We start from the raw sequence: 15,932 nt of genomic DNA on the forward strand, positions 1-15,932 counted from the left end.
ACAATAAATCCCGACATTTGACGCTAAATAAGAAACATTTAAACGATGATTTTTATGCTTTGTTTCTCACATTACTGAAAGTAGTGCTAGGACAAACGTATGAAATTCTGTAATTTTGGAGCATGTATAATAAAAGTGATATTGAATTAAAGGTAGCTGAATTTTTATTACAAATAAAAGCAATAAAGTTACAGCCTAACAATCCATTTACATGGGCTTCGGGTTGGAAATCTCCTATTTATTGCGATAATAGAGTTACACTTTCCCATCCCTCGGTGAGAACATACATCAGACAAAAACTGACACAATTGATTCAGGAAGAATTTGGTTCTGTGGATCTGATTGCGGGTGTAGCTACTGCAGGTATCCCTCAGGGGGTTCTTGTTGCTCAGGAATTGGGATTACCTTTTGCTTATGTAAGAGCTAAAGCAAAAGAACACGGCACTGGAAGTCTGATTGAAGGAGAAATTGTTGAAGGACAACGCGTAGTGGTAGTAGAAGATTTGATTTCTACCGGAAAAAGCAGTTTACAGGCAGTAGATGCATTGAGAAATGCAGGACTTTCTGTTGCAGGCTTAGTCTCTATCTTCACTTATGGCTTTGATCAGGCGGAAGAAAATTTCAAAGCGGCTAAATGTCGCTTCGCAACTTTATCTAATTACAATACATTGATTGAATATGCTGCTGAACATAGCTTCATTGCTCAAAACGATGTAGATCTATTGGCCAAATGGCGTAGAAACCCTGCAGATTGGGGAAAAGAATTAGAACAATTAACCTAAGATCATAATGACAGTTATCGAAAGTACTACGGATATCAACCAAGCCGTAGAGAAAGTCTACGCATTTTTAGCTGATTTGAACAACCATCAGCAATTGATGCCGGAAAATATCTACAACTGGTCATCTACCAATGATGAAGCCAGCTTCACCATTCAGAATATGGCCAAATTGGCGATTAAAATTTCCAGCCGCGTAGAGAATCAGGAATTAATAGCTATTCCTACAGAAAAAGCGCCTTTTGACCTGGAATTGAAATGGACAGTTGCAGATAATGGAAACGGCGGTACTACCGCGAAACATATCATCTCTGCAGATTTGAATATGATGATGAAGATGCTTGCGGCTGGTCCTTTACAGAAACTTGCCAATCATCAGACTGAGCGTCTTGCGGAAGTCTTGAAGTAACTTAATAAGTTATAAAATATAGAGAAGCGGCTACCCTTTTAAGGATAGCCGCTTCTTTTTTAATATTGATATTCGAAGTCAATCAAAGGCAATAAAGTTCGGGTACTGATATCAGAGATCCCGTCGCTTAGCAACGGATTTTGCTCATTGCTAAAAAAACCATTCGAAAAAGTAACTGCATCTTGCTTGAGCGGATATACAGGAGCACCTTCCTTGTTACTTAACCAACCTACATAATCAGTTATGTTATGATGAGGACCACCCGAAACATACGTCCGGCTAATATAATAGGTATGTTCTGGATAGATTTCAACAGGATTTCTGAGCGTAAAAAATTGAATAGAAGAAACATATTCCGGTTTTACCAGACATGTGCCCAATGCTTTTGCTCTCCCAACCTGCCATAAGGCGATACGGTAAGTAATTCCCGGCTTCCAGGCCCGGTATCCAACTTTAGTAATTAAAATGGGCTGTTCAGCATTAAACTGACAGGCATGAGTCTTCAGATCCATAGCCAGGATGTTACGGTATTCTTTACCTGATAAAAAAACAGAGGTCAGTGTTTTTAGTACATAAAAACACATCGGTGCTTCCGGAAATTGCTGAGTCAGGATAGAAAAAGGAATACCGGCGAGAGAGGAGATTAGCTTTTTCATTGTTTTCGTTCTTGATTTATATATCGATATCAATCAGGAACAGAAAATGTTACCCCTTATGGTTAATTCAAAGAGAATTCCAGGTATACTGGTACATGGTCTGAGATCTTTCTGGCTTCCTTTAAATCCAGAAAATCGGTATAAAAGGGGACGATCCCTGTGTCAGTAATTCTTAATTTATCTTCTGGATAGAAGAAATTATCATACTCTGATGCCAGACAGTCGTCGTTAATACAACGTTGTTTCAGGGAAGTTTTCTGCTTCACCATTGCCGAAGTGTAGCCCATTTTCCTCAGTGGATTAAAAACCGTATGGGATTGTGGAAGGTTAAAGTCCCCGCAAAAAATCAAAACATCTTCAGGATACAAATCGGGAAGAAATTTGAAATACTTGATTTCCGTTTCCGGTTGTTTAGATTTTGGACGTGCATGAAAGGAACTCAATGTAAATGTCTTTTTACCCGCTTTGAACCTGGCAAAATAAGGCTCTCTCTCAATCATCAAATGATAGTCTTTCTCCAGCCATGCCTCTCCTACTTTTTTCAGTTTTCTGCTTTTCCAGATAAAAGCATATCTTTCTTTACTATAACGGTCGCTGGAAGTACCATGGCTAAAAGTATATTCCCATCGTTCTCCGCTACGGTTTAATTCCTCTGCTAATCTGATCACCGCTCTTGGTCCACCGTACCCGGCAACAACTTCCTGAATCGCCACCACATCAAAGCGCCTCACTGAACTGGCGATGAAACGGATGTGCTCATCGGTTTTAGACTGACCAAAATCTTTCAGGTTCCAGGAGCACACCTTAATATTTTGTGCGGAGACTTGAAAACAACATACAATAAAAAGGAGAAGCAAAGCATTCCTGCGAATGCACAAAAAAGAAGGAGCCAATGAATCGAATTATAAAAGGAACGGAACAGATTATTTAATGGTATTTAATTTCATTTTCTTCATTACAAAGAAGAACCCAACGGAAGTCAGCAACAGGACTACTGCAGTTCCCCACCACAATATCGGGAACCCATACAAAGCCGCTACCCGTGTACCTAAAAATGGAGAGAACACATGAGCCGCTGAAACACAAAGCGCATTGATGCCCATATAAGCTCCTCTGGTTTTTACTGTTGACCTTTGCAGGGTGATGGTTGCCATAAAAGGCATGGCCAGAATTTCTGCCAGACAAAGTACAAACATTGCCAGATAAAGTACCCACATGCCATGCGCCAGGTTAAGAATCAGAAATGAAAAACCACACAACAGTGTCCCCAACACAATAATATCCCTTGGGGATAAACGTTTCTCCGCAATATGAACCAATAGCATTTCTAATAGAAAAACAACTACACCACTGAAAGCCAGAATTACTCCGATATTGGCTTCGGTCATGTGATATATCGATCTGTAATAAAGTGGAAGCGTACTCAAGAGCTGAAAAAAACAAATCGTAAAGATGGAACAAAGTATGCTGAACAACATAAATAGTACATCTTTATACGGAGAACGTTCCGGTATCTCTGGATTTTCAACAGTATGTTCAGCTACTTTTTTTTCAACTCCCTTTCTATTTCTAAAATAAAGGAAGAATAAAATAGCCGAGAAAAACGCAGCAACAGCATTTCCATAAAACAAGAATGTATAAGAAATCGCTGCCAGGAAACCACCTAATGCCGGACCTATGGAAAACCCGAGATTCATCGCCATCCGATTCAGAGAGAAAGAACGAATGATGTTATCCGGTTTGGAATAATAAGCTATAGAAACTGAATTCGCTGGTCTGAATGTTTCAGAAATCAAACTTAAAACAAATACTCCAACAGCCAGTTTTATTACTGTATTGAGTTCAGGAAGCAAAAAAAACATGGGCACAGTAAGGATCAGGCTAAAAAGCTGAACTTTAAAATGTCCTACCTTATCCGTCAGCCAGCCTCCCGCAAAGGAACCTGCAACTGCCCCAACACCAAAACAACTCAATACTGTTCCTGTATCCTCCAGTGAAAAACTCAAATGGTTGATCATGTAAACTCCCAGAAAAGGGATCACCATTGCACCGCTTCTGTTGATTAGCATCACCAACGCCAGCATCCATGCTGGTGCAGACAATCCACGATATGCATCTAAATATAAACGTAAAAATTCCTTCATCTCCTCTCCTCTTTATAAATTCAATGCCTGCTGTAAAATATTTTCGATCATTTCTACTTCCAGGTCTTTGTTTGGGTCTATCAAAAGGATTTTCATTCGTGCCCTTTTCTCTGCTAACAGCGCGGGGTGATCAAGCTTATTTCCGTTGGCTATTCCGATATAAGGATGCCCGTGTTTCTTATGAATCCAAAGGTAACAGTACATTTTACCTTTAAAATAGAAAAAAGGCATTCCATACTTCCATTCGGCGGTCATCCGGGAATTTTGCTTTAAGATCAGCTCTCTCAAAGTAAGCAAACAGCTTCTTATAGGTTCTTCTTTTCCAAAATAAAAGCTTTCCAGGGGATTCAGCATATCGATCGATTGAAATATCTTTCTGAAGACGCAAATTTAAGAAGAAATAATTGCCTTTCCGGGCCAAAAAGTTAATCATTGTTAGAAATCAGGATAAAGTTCTAATAATGATTGCAAAAGATTTAAGTATATTTATTGATGACCTTATTCTCTTTTAAAATGGATCCGCTGGAGCTCGGTATTGTAGTAGTAGCCATATTGCTTATTGTATATAGTGTAAGGAGAATTCGGGTAAAAAAACACAGATAAAGTACTGATTGCAAAGGACTTATCAGACATATTTTCAGCATAATCCACTATTTATCAGACAATTAGTCATCAGCACCCAAGCCTAACAGACATAATTTCCGATATTTCCTCAAAGAACAATATGGCATCTGCTTTGTTAATCTGCTGGTATGAACTTCAACAACTTTACTATAAAAGCACAGGAGGCGATTCAACAGGCTTCTGAAATAGCTCAGGGCAATCAGCAACAAGCTATTGAAACAGCACATATCCTAAAAGGGCTGCTCACTGTTGATGAAAATGTAGTTTCTTATGTTTTAAAGAAACTCAATGTAAACCTGAATGTATTGGGTCAGCATCTAGACAGTCAGATTGCCAAATTCCCGAAAGTAAGTGGCAGTAGCCCATATTTAACTTCAGGAAGTAATTCTGCCTTACAAAAAGCGCAGTCATATCTCAAAGAATTCAAAGATGAGTTTGTTTCGGTCGAGCACCTGTTATTAGGCCTGCTCTCCGTAAATGATCAGACTTCTAAATTATTAAAAGACCAGGGTGTAACCGAAAAAGACCTGAAAAAGGCGATTGTCGCCTTAAGAGGCTCTAGTCATGTAACAGATCAGAATGCAGAAGCTACTTATAATGCCTTAAACAAATATGCTAGAAACCTGAACGAGTATGCAGAGTCAGGAAAACTGGATCCGGTAATTGGTCGTGATGAGGAAATCAGGAGAGTGATCCAGATTCTTTCCAGGCGTACCAAAAACAACCCTATCCTCATCGGTGAACCAGGAGTTGGTAAAACAGCCATTGCGGAGGGTATTGCCTTCCGGATCATCAAAGGAGATGTTCCTTCCAATCTGAAGACAAAAACTGTTTTCTCCTTAGATATGGGGGCACTAATTGCAGGAGCAAAATATAAAGGTGAATTTGAGGAACGCTTAAAAGCAGTTGTAAAAGAGGTGACTCAAAGTGATGGGGACATCATCCTTTTCATTGATGAGATCCATACCCTTGTAGGTGCGGGTGGTGGTGAAGGAGCCATGGACGCAGCAAATATCTTAAAGCCTGCTTTGGCACGTGGCGAATTGCGTGCGATCGGTGCAACTACCCTGGACGAATATCAAAAATATTTAGAAAAAGATAAAGCCTTAGAACGCCGTTTCCAGAAGGTCATGGTTGATGAGCCGGATACTCAGGATGCAATCTCCATCCTCCGCGGATTAAAAGAACGCTATGAGACTCACCATAAGGTCCGCATTAAAGATGAGGCGATTATTGCTGCTGTAGAATTGTCGCAGCGCTATATTGCAGATCGCTTTTTACCGGATAAAGCTATTGATTTAATGGATGAGGCAGCCTCTAAACTCCGCCTCGAAATGGATAGCGTTCCTGAAAAGGTTGATGAATTAGACCGGAAGATCATGCAACTGGAGATTGAGCGCGAAGCAATCAAAAGAGAAAATGATGATAAAAAGGTAAAATCCCTCGGAGAGGAGATTGCCAATCTATCTGCTGAACGTGATGAGTTAAAAGCCAAATGGCAAAGTGAAAAAGATCTCGTAGATGGGATAAATACAGAAATCGAGCAAATAGAAAACTATAAACTCGAAGCCGAACAAGCGGAGCGTGCAGGTGATTATGGAAAGGTTGCAGAGATCCGTTATGGAAAGGTTAAAGAAGCTCAGGACAAGGTAGAAAAACTAAAGGCAGAACTGGAGAGCCACCAGACCGAAAGCAGGATGCTGAAGGAAGAGGTTACCGCTGATGATATTGCTGGTGTTGTAGCACGCTGGACAGGTATTCCGGTAACAAAGCTGGTTTCCAGTGAAAGGGAGAAACTGTTACACCTGGAAGATGAACTACATAAACGTGTAGCTGGTCAGGATGAGGCCATAGAAGCCATTTCTGATGCCATCCGTAGGTCGAGAGCAGGACTACAGGACAAACGTAAGCCCATCGGCTCTTTCATCTTTCTTGGAACAACCGGAGTTGGTAAAACCGAGCTTGCCAAAGCACTGGCAGAATTTCTGTTTAATGACGAAAATGCCATGACCAGAATTGACATGAGTGAATACCAGGAGCGGCACGCAGTATCCAGATTAATTGGGGCTCCTCCGGGATATGTAGGCTACGATGAGGGTGGGCAATTAACAGAAGCCGTGCGTAGAAAACCATATTCAGTGGTATTGCTGGATGAAATTGAAAAAGCTCATCCTGATGTATTCAATATTCTGTTGCAGGTATTAGATGATGGGCGTCTGACTGACAATAAAGGTCGTGTAGTTAACTTCAAAAATACAATCATCATCATGACCTCTAATATTGGTTCTCATTTGATTCAGGATAATTTTAAAAAACTAGACGATGAAAACCGTGATGAGGTAATTGCAAAAACAAAAAGTGAATTGTTTGAATTGCTGAAACAAACGATCAGACCAGAGTTTTTAAACCGGATAGATGAACTGATTATGTTCACTCCATTGAACCGCAGCGAAATCAGAAACATTGTTGACTTGCAATTTAAACATGTACAGGCAACTCTGGCCGAAATGGGTGTAGAGATTGAGGCTTCTGTAGAAGCACTGGATTGGTTGGCAGAGTTGGGTTATGATCCGCAATTTGGAGCAAGACCGCTAAAACGTGTCATTCAGAAAAGAATTCTGAACGAATTATCGAAAGAAATACTTTCAGGTAAGATCGATAAAGACAGCAAAATCAAGCTTGATACATTTGATCACAAATTTGTGTTTTTAAACAACGGCTAATCTTAAATATACAAAGCCCGGATCGCTAAATTTTAAATAAGATTACAGCGATCCGGGCTTTTTTTATGACCTCCCCCGATTGCATTGCATGCGACAAAGGAGCTCCGCATTTTAGTTATTTTTTCACTTCAATATTAGGAAGGAATCCAGTGAGCAATCCAATTAACGGAAGGAATGAACAAACATGGAAAACATATTCAATACTTGTACTATCAGCTAGTTTACCCAGCAGTGCCGAACCGATTCCACCCATTCCGAAGGCAAAGCCGAAGAAAAGGCCAGCTACTAACCCAACTTTACCGGGAATCAATTCCTGCGCATAAACCAGAATCGCAGAGAAGGCGGAAGCCAGAATCATACCAATCGGAACAATCAATACTCCAGTCCAGAACAAGTTCGCATAAGGAAGCATTAATGCGAATGGTGCGGTCCCCAGGATGGAAAACCAGATTACATATTTACGACCGAAACGGTCTCCAACAGGACCGCCAACCAGCGTCCCCGCAGCTACAGAGAACAGGAAAACAAACAGGTAGATCTGTGAACTTTGAACAGATACCTGGAACTTATCTATTACATAGAAAGTAAAGTAACTTGTCAGACTGGCCATGTAGAAATATTTCGAGAAAATCAGAACGAGCAAGATCGATACTGCCAGAATTACCTTTTTTCTGGAGAAAGTGTTAACTACAGTTTCTACTTTAGCCCCTTGTTTGGCCTTGTTCAACATATGCCCCTTATACCAGTTTCCTACCCTGCTTAAAATCAGAATGGCCAGTAAAGCAATCAATGAAAACCAGATTACACTAAACTGTCCGAAAGGAACAATGATCCAGGCAGCCAGCAATGGTCCGAGAGAACTTCCTGCATTACCACCCAGCTGGAAAATAGATTGCGCCAGTCCTCTGCGACCACCTGATGCAGCATGAGCCATTCTGGAAGCTTCTGGATGAAAAATCGAAGAACCTGTTCCAATCAGCCCAACTGACAGCAGCATCATATAAAATCCATTAGAAACAGATAAAATCACCAGACCAATTAAGGTAAAACCCATTCCGATAGCCAGGGAATATGGTTGAGGTTTTTTATCTGTATACATCCCCACGAATGGCTGAAATAAAGATGCGGCCATTTGAAACGTCAGTGTAATCAGTCCGATTTGAGAAAAACTAAGGTGATAACTTTTTTTTATCACCGGATAAATGGCTGGAATTAAAGATTGAATGGTGTCGTTTAACAGATGTGAAAAACTAATAGCAAAAAGGATCGGAAAGACGGTATTTTCAACCATTTTCCCAGTGGAAGGAGCAGTATTCATGATAAAGTTATTGTTACGTCCAAAGGTATAAAATGTTTTGTTTAAGTTTTTTCCTTATTTGATAAATAAAAGTGAAAGATCAACAAACATTCTCTATTTAGAATTGTTATTACCATAACTCATCAAATCATATACAACATGAAAATCGCTTATATTTCTTCTTATCCACCACGTGAATGCGGCATCGCAACTTTTAATCATAACCTGCTTCGTGCAATCGGCCATGATAAAATAGCGGTATCCGACGATAGCTATGTGGTGGCGATGAATGATGCAGAGGGTTTAGATGAATATGAATACCCTAAAGAAGTAAAATACATCATCCGCCAGGAAAATCAAAAAGATTATATCAGGGCAGCTGATTACATCAATACCAGTCTGGCTGACGCCTGTATTCTGGAACATGAGTTTGGGATTTATGGCGGAGAAAGCGGTGTTTATATCCTTCCGCTTATTGCGAGGTTAAAGAAACCACTGATTACCATTTTCCATACGATCTTAAAAGATCCGAATTACATGCAGCTTACCATTATCAGGGAAATTGCCAAACATTCTTCCCGGATAGTGGTCATGAGCCATAGAGCCGTAGGATTTTTAACCAGTATTTATGGAATTCCATTTTCAAAAATACAGTTGATAGAACATGGTGTACCGGATCTAGAAGCAAAAACTCAAAACCCGGTAAAACAGTCCCTGGCTTTCAAGAATAAACGGGTGCTGTTTACTTTTGGATTAATCAGCAGAAATAAAGGCCTGGAAACCGTGATTGAAGCACTACCCGCTATCGTTGCCCAGCATCCTGATGTGATGTATGTGATTCTTGGAACTACTCATCCGGGTGTAGTGAAAAACTCGGGTGAAGAGTATCGGGATAGCCTTAAGCGACTGGCAAAGAAGCTAAATGTAGAGGCTAACCTTACTTTTATCAATAAGTTTGTTTCCGAGGAGGAATTATTTGATTATCTCACAGCAGCGGAGATGTACATCACCCCTTATCTGAATGAAGCACAGATCACCAGTGGAACCTTATCTTATGCTGTAGGATCAGGCTCTGCGGTAATTTCTACCCCCTATTGGCATGCTCAGGAATTACTGGCGGAAAACAGGGGCAGACTATTTGATTTCAGGGATTCGGAAGGACTGGCAGTTGTGGTCAATGAATTGCTTGCGGATGAAGAGAAGCTGAATTCACTTAAAGCTAATGCCTACGAATATGGATTACACTTACGCTGGCCAAATACCGGGCAGGTATTTATAGATGTGCTGGAAGAAGCCGTTTCCAAATACCTGTCGGAAATGGAGAAAGCTGGCAAGCAAATCATTGATCCGGATATGATGCCTGCCTTTAACTTGGCCCATATCAAAAGACTGACCGATGATACCGGAATTGTTCAACATGCAAAATATGGGATCCCAAATCTGAAGGAAGGTTATTGCCTGGACGATAATTCCAGGGCATTGATTCTTGGAATTCTGGCTTATCAGCAAAACAAAAGCAAAGTTGCCTTAGAATTGCTTCCTATTTACCTTAGTTTTATTCAGTACATGCAACGTGAGGACGGAAATTTCAGAAATTTCCTGAGCTTCAAAAGAGAGTATCTGGATGAAGTTGGTTCTGAGGATTCTTTCGGTCGTACCGTCTGGGCACTTGGTTATCTGATCAGCAATGCGCCCAACAATTCATACCGGGAGTTTGCCCGGGATCTTTTCTTAAAATCGGCTAGTCACTTTAAAGACCTGAGTCACCTGCGGGGAATTGCCAATACCATTATCGGACTGGCAAAATACCTGGAAGCGCATCCTTACGATGGAAACATGAGAGAACACATGGATTTATTGGTAGCTCCGTTAAAAGCCTCCTATAAAACAAACAAAACCCGGGAATGGCATTGGTTTGAAGAAAAGATGACTTATGACAACGGCATTCTTCCGCTCGCTTTATTCTGCCATTATGAGGTCAGCAAAGATCCCGAATCTCTACATATAGGTTTGGAAAGCATGGAGTTTCTTTCACAAAAGACACTTAACGACGGTTATTTAAATCCTGTTGGCAACGATGGATGGCTTTTTAGGGAAAGTTCTGAAATGGCTTTGTATGATCAGCAGGCAATAGAAACGATGGCCATGGTTCTGATGTATTTCAAAGCCTATGAAATTACGAACGAACTCACTTACATTAAACAAATGTATTTATGTTATCAGTGGTTCTTAGGAGAAAACAGCTTACGTCTTCCTTTATATGATCATGAAACCAAGGGTTGTGGAGATGGATTGCAACCTCATGGTGTAAATCGCAACCAGGGTGCTGAAAGTACGCTTGCTTATTGGATTTCACACCTGATGGTTCTTCAGGCCTTAGAATCTGAATACGAATATATACAAAGCGGAGATTTACTTTCCATTCAGAAAGAAGCAGATAACCCACTAATCTAAGCATGAAGATAGCAGTATTAGCACCTGTGGCCTGGAGAACTCCTCCAAGGCATTACGGGCCCTGGGAACAAATGGCTTCCAACTTAACCGAAGGACTGGTAAAAGCCGGTATTGAGGTGACACTCTTTGCAACGGGAGATTCCCTGACCTCCGGAAAGCTGGATGCCGTAATCGAACAAGGCTATGAGGAAAACCGGGATCAGGATGCCAAAGTGGTCGAGTGCTTACACATCAGTAACCTCATGGAAAAAGCAGCTGGATTCGACCTGATTCATAACCATTATGACTTCCTTCCTCTCAGCTATTCCCATTTGATTAAAATACCGATGATTACAACCATTCACGGATTCTCTTCGGAAAAAATCATTCCTGTTTATCAAAAATACAACAATGGTGGATATTATGTTTCCATTAGTGATTCAGACCGGCATCCCTCACTTAAATATTTAAAAACGGTATACAACGGAATTGACACTTCTTCATTTGTCTTTAACAATCATCCTGAAGCTTATCTTTTATTTTTTGGCCGGATTCACCCGGATAAAGGAACTGCGGAAGCCATTCAAATTGCCATTCAAAGCAACCGAAAACTAATCATTGCAGGAATTATTCAAGACCATGACTATTTCAGAGATCGGATAGCGCCATTTTTAAACGCTGACATCGAATTTGTAGGTGCTGCCGGACCGGAACAGCGTAATAAACTTTTAAGGGAAGCCAGCGCCTTATTGCACCCCATCAGCTTCGAGGAGCCATTTGGTTTAAGCGTTGCAGAAGCCATGCTTTGCGGTACTCCGGTTGTCGCTTATCAGAGAGGTTCCATGCCGGAATTGATCAAACATGGTAAAACCGGATTTTTAGTAAAGGATGTGGAAGAGGCGGTTGAAGCTATTGCAAGGTTAGGATCGATTAACAGAAAGGACTGCCAGGAATGGGCAGTCAGCAGGTTTTCTCAGGAAAGGATGGTAAAGGACTATATCAGCCTTTACCATCAGATTTTATCTTCTACTTCGTAATTTCTTCTTTTAGAGCTGCTTTTTCCCTGGCTATAATTGCGCAGGAAGAGCTTTTTAGTTTGTCCAGCAGTAATTCAAGCTTCACTGAAGCGAAGGAAGAGCAATAATCCGACAATCCATAAGGAATGATCAGCTCATCATTATGGATAATCGAACCACAGGAATACAATACATTAGGAACATATCCCTCTCGTTCGTCATTATTTGGAACCACCAATGGTTCATCCAGCCGGCCAATTTCAATAGATGGATCGTCCAGATCGAATAAACTGGCACCCAGGCAATAACGGCGCATTGGTCCAACCCCATGGGTAATCACCAGCCATCCATCTTTCGTTTCGATCGGAGAACCGCAATTACCAATCTGGATAAATTCCCATGGGAACATCGGCGATTGCAATTTTACCGGATTGTCCCAAACGGTTAACTTATCAGAATACATCAGGTAATTATTCCAGCCATCAATCCTGGACATCATGGCATATTTCCCATTTATTTTACGGGGGAAAAGAGCAAGATTTTTATTTTGTGCTCCAATCCCATGCAAAGGACTGATTTTGAAATCATAAAAATCCGTTGTTTGCAAGAGTTTAGGCATGATCATCGCGCCGTCAAACGCGGTGTAAGTAGCGTAATAAACCACTGAACCATCATTTTTCACAAAACGGACAAAACGGGCATCTTCAATTCCTTTACGTTCAAATTCCGAGATTGGAAAGATGATACGGTCTGAGATGTCTGTATCCCTCGAGAAACTGATTTCATGGTAAGTATCAGACAACCATAGAATCTTATCATACTCTAACTTCCTGAGGTCATTTTCCTGGTGACTTTTAGTATCCAAAATGATCCTGCGTAAAGTTGCATAATCGAATTTTTCTTCCAATTTTTGTCCCAATTCATCCAGGATTTCAATATCGATCTTTGAATCTGCCGCCTTTTTCAGAAATAATTTCTTGTTATAGACCGCATTTTTTATGACTTCCGCTTCATCAATATAATTTCCCGCAGGAATAACAGTGATGTTGTTATCCCGATCGATCAGCGCCCGGCGAAAAACTACGGAAGAAATATGCCCTTCACCTACCGCTCTGAAGCTAATAATAACTCTTTTCTCTCCTTCTACCAATTCAGATTGATCAGGGTCTTCCACAATAGAGGGATTAAAGAAGGCTGCCGATTCTATGGAATATTCATGTGTAAAATACGAACCTATTAATAGCCGTTGGTATTTATCCAGGGATTCAGGATCGAAGCCAGCATCTCTAATGGCATTCACGACCTTCTTACAATGTCTTGTCAAGATTTTGGTAATGTTTCGATGACGTTTGGAATATTCCTGCAACAAGGGGGAGATAATTCCAAATATTTCCTGATCAGAGAGTGCCATTACATGTTTAACTACTTCTACTGCTCTCTCATCTCCATTAAAAAAGAATCGTGCGATCACTCGTTTTGGATCAGGATAGACTTTAACCGGTTTTCGTTCTACTAATAATCTCATGTGTTATTAACGTTTCATAAGGGTAAAAAGGTTTTATGAAATTAGAATTATTTTCAAATAAAACAAGTAACTATATGACATGGGCTCTGGAAAACATTCTTTTTGTCAGCATTTGTGCCAAAAAGCACACAAAATTAACTGACATTATTACAAAATAAGTCAAATCGTATATACAATTTCAAGACGCTAAAATGACAAACACAAACCTATTGTCATCGTAAAATAATAAAGAAATTCTTTCACATTTCTTATTCAACTATTAATTAACGAGTTAGGTAAAACATTCATTTTAAGCTATTCATTAGATATTTTGTTTGGCACAGCGGTTGACTATATGACATCAATGGTCAGAATATATAAAACAAAAAATGACCTGGTTAATCAATTAAAAAATAAGAAGATGAAAAAATTATTATTATCATTAGTTGCAGTTTCTGCATTCGCGTTTAGTTCTCAGGCACAAACTGAAAAAGGAAAAATTATGGTAGGTGGTAATGTTGCATTCGACACTAAAAAGAGCGATGCTGCGGGCGCTAAGTCCAATACAAATTTTCAGATCGTTCCTAGTGTAGGTTATTTCGTGGCAGATAACTTCGCAGTTGGTACGGGTGTAGGTTATGGTTACAGCAAAACCAGCGGTATTGCAGGACCTAACAATACTGTAATTTCCGGAAATAAGAACAGCTCATTTGTTGTTAGTCCTTTTGGTCGCTATTATGCAAACCTTTCTGAATCCTTCAAATTCTTTGGACAATTATCTGTTCCGATGGCATTTGGTAAAGACAAAGCAGTAGATGCAGAGGGCAATGTTGGTGCAAAAACAGCTTCTACTACTGAAATAGGTGTTGCCTTATCTCCAGGTTTTGCATTCTATCCTACTAAAAAGATCGGTATTGAATTTGCATTGAACGGATTAAACTACAACAATCTACGTAAAGAAGACGGTAATGGCGACAAAATTAAAGGTGCTGGTTATGATGAGTTCAGCTTTGGTGCTAACTTCTTTTCTCCAAAAATCGGAATCCAGTTACACTTTTAAGCAATTCTACTTCATCTAGATTTTGTTAGATAAACAGGCCCGGGCAAATCGTCCGGGCTTGTTGTTTTTAGGGATTTTTTTCTAATTTTAGTGCTGAAAGCGGCTCACTACTGCGATCAAAACTTCATAATCATAAAAAAACAATACTATACTAATGAAAAAAATACTTTTAATTGCCTGTGGCATTGGATTTTCATTTTCCATAAATGCACAGGAAAGCGCTTTAAAAACCATTAAAGATAATGCTGCAACAGCAGTTAAAAATCAAGGACAAACAGGGACATGCTGGAACTATTCTACCACGTCATTGATAGAATCCGAAGGACTACGCAAGGGATTGGGAGAATTTGACCTTTCAGAGATGTATACCACTCGTAATATCTACCTGGAAAAAGCCAAAAATTATATCCTCCGTCAGGGAAAAGCACAGTTTGGAGAAGGTGGATTGGGGCATGATCTGGTTCGGGCCATCGCGCTGTATGGTGCAATGCCTCAGGAAGCTTTCCAGGGAGCAAGCGGAGAAATCCCAAACCATACCGGCCTGGAGGAAGCGTTAAAGACTTATCTTGATGGCATACTAAAAAAACGTCCACTTGATGCCAACTGGTTAAAAGGTTACGAGCAGATACTGGACCAGAAGCTGGGTACTCCTCCGGCAACATTCGAGTATAAAGGAAAAAATTATAATGCAAAGACCTTTGCTAAAGAGGTATTAAAGTTTGATGCGAACGATTATGTAAACATCTCCTCGTTTACCCACCACCCTTATTACATGCCATTCATTCTTGAAGCTCCGGACAATTTTGCAAACGGGTCTTTCTACAACCTCCCTCTAAATGAGATGATAAATCTAACTAAATCAGCACTTAAAGAGGGATATACTGTGATGTGGGATGCGGATGTAAGCAGTAAGAATTTTCAGCAAAAGAAAGGATATGCCATGATGTTCGCCGATGATGCGGATGTAAAAGCAGAAACATTGAACCCAAATGCAAAAGAAAAAGCATATTCCCCGGAAATACGTCAGCAGTTATACGAAGACCTAACTACCCAGGATGACCACCTGATGCATCTAACTGGCTTAGATCAGTCCAGCGATGGAAAATACTTCTTTAAAGTCAAAAACTCATGGGGTGACGTAGGCCCGTTCAAAGGATATATCGAAGTTTCGGAACCTTATTTTGCAATCAATACAGTAAGTTTAGTCGTGCCTAAAGCGGCATTAAGCAAAGAATTAAAGAAGAAATTAGGTCTATAAATTATACTTAAAAAATGTTCTTTCGGTTT

At 40.2% G+C, this 15,932-nt stretch carries 13 protein-coding genes; 7 read left to right on the forward strand and 6 right to left on the reverse strand.

All coding sequences use genetic code 11. The features are described from left to right. The first annotated feature begins 122 nt into the window (after positions 1–122). Positions 123–782, forward strand: a complete 660-nt coding sequence (gene pyrE / locus BFS30_RS01955; protein WP_069377730.1) for an orotate phosphoribosyltransferase — start codon at positions 123–125, stop codon at positions 780–782. 7 nt (positions 783–789) lie between these two features. After that, complete coding sequence (locus BFS30_RS01960; protein WP_069377731.1) at positions 790–1,188, forward strand: SRPBCC family protein; 399 nt, start codon at positions 790–792, stop codon at positions 1,186–1,188. A 59-nt stretch (positions 1,189–1,247) separates the two neighbouring features. Here BFS30_RS01960 and BFS30_RS01965 read toward each other — a convergent pair whose 3' ends face one another. The 4 genes from BFS30_RS01965 to BFS30_RS01980 all read right to left on the reverse strand — a co-directional run bounded on the left by BFS30_RS01965 (position 1,248) and on the right by BFS30_RS01980 (position 4,342). Further along, the gene (locus BFS30_RS01965) at positions 1,248–1,844 is read right to left on the reverse strand and encodes a hypothetical protein (RefSeq protein ID WP_069377732.1); all 597 of its coding nucleotides are present in this window, start codon (positions 1,842–1,844) and stop codon (positions 1,248–1,250) included. Between the two features lie 62 nt (positions 1,845–1,906). After that, the gene (locus BFS30_RS01970) at positions 1,907–2,647 is read right to left on the reverse strand and encodes an endonuclease/exonuclease/phosphatase family protein (protein WP_208603022.1); all 741 of its coding nucleotides are present in this window, start codon (positions 2,645–2,647) and stop codon (positions 1,907–1,909) included. A gap of 120 nt (positions 2,648–2,767) precedes the next feature. Continuing rightward, positions 2,768–3,988 carry an MFS transporter gene (locus tag BFS30_RS01975; protein WP_069377734.1) on the reverse strand — a complete coding sequence of 407 codons (1,221 nt, stop codon included), beginning with the start codon at positions 3,986–3,988 and terminating at the stop codon, positions 2,768–2,770. 12 nt (positions 3,989–4,000) lie between these two features. Next, positions 4,001–4,342: a DUF1801 domain-containing protein gene (locus BFS30_RS01980; RefSeq protein ID WP_069377735.1), complete on the reverse strand. Its 342-nt coding sequence runs from the start codon at positions 4,340–4,342 to the stop codon at positions 4,001–4,003. Positions 4,343–4,740: 398 nt separating this feature from the next. On the opposite strand from BFS30_RS01980, the gene clpB reads away from it, so the two are divergent. Then, the gene (gene clpB, locus BFS30_RS01985) at positions 4,741–7,335 is read left to right on the forward strand and encodes an ATP-dependent chaperone ClpB (RefSeq protein ID WP_069377736.1); all 2,595 of its coding nucleotides are present in this window, start codon (positions 4,741–4,743) and stop codon (positions 7,333–7,335) included. A gap of 115 nt (positions 7,336–7,450) precedes the next feature. Here clpB and BFS30_RS01990 read toward each other — a convergent pair whose 3' ends face one another. Beyond that, entirely contained in the window at positions 7,451–8,653 is a 1,203-nt protein-coding gene (locus tag BFS30_RS01990) for an MFS transporter (protein WP_069377737.1), read from the reverse strand. Between the two features lie 138 nt (positions 8,654–8,791). Here BFS30_RS01990 and BFS30_RS01995 point away from each other — a divergent pair, with 138 nt between their 5' ends. Together BFS30_RS01995 and BFS30_RS02000 are read left to right on the forward strand one after the other, a co-directional pair. Beyond that, on the forward strand, positions 8,792–11,086 hold the full coding sequence (locus BFS30_RS01995; protein ID WP_069377738.1) for a glycosyltransferase family 4 protein: 2,295 nt from the start codon (positions 8,792–8,794) through the stop codon (positions 11,084–11,086). 2 nt (positions 11,087–11,088) lie between these two features. Next, complete coding sequence (locus BFS30_RS02000; RefSeq protein WP_069377739.1) at positions 11,089–12,102, forward strand: glycosyltransferase family 4 protein; 1,014 nt, start codon at positions 11,089–11,091, stop codon at positions 12,100–12,102. On the opposite strand, the gene BFS30_RS02005 is transcribed toward BFS30_RS02000, so the two are convergent. Beyond that, the gene (locus tag BFS30_RS02005) at positions 12,092–13,606 is read right to left on the reverse strand and encodes a glycoside hydrolase family 130 protein (protein WP_069377740.1); all 1,515 of its coding nucleotides are present in this window, start codon (positions 13,604–13,606) and stop codon (positions 12,092–12,094) included. The two genes, BFS30_RS02000 and BFS30_RS02005, sit on opposite strands and share 11 nt — an antisense overlap. A 400-nt stretch (positions 13,607–14,006) precedes the next feature. On the opposite strand from BFS30_RS02005, the gene BFS30_RS02010 reads away from it, so the two are divergent. Together BFS30_RS02010 and BFS30_RS02015 are read left to right on the forward strand one after the other, a co-directional pair. Then, positions 14,007–14,645, forward strand: a complete 639-nt coding sequence (locus tag BFS30_RS02010) for an outer membrane beta-barrel protein (RefSeq protein ID WP_069382243.1) — start codon at positions 14,007–14,009, stop codon at positions 14,643–14,645. Between the two features lie 154 nt (positions 14,646–14,799). Continuing rightward, positions 14,800–15,903, forward strand: coding sequence for a C1 family peptidase (locus tag BFS30_RS02015; RefSeq protein WP_069377741.1), 1,104 nt, complete (start codon positions 14,800–14,802; stop codon positions 15,901–15,903). Positions 15,904–15,932: the final 29 nt, after the last annotated feature.

This window comes from Pedobacter steynii, from assembly GCF_001721645.1.
Classification (GTDB): domain Bacteria; phylum Bacteroidota; class Bacteroidia; order Sphingobacteriales; family Sphingobacteriaceae; genus Pedobacter; species Pedobacter steynii_A.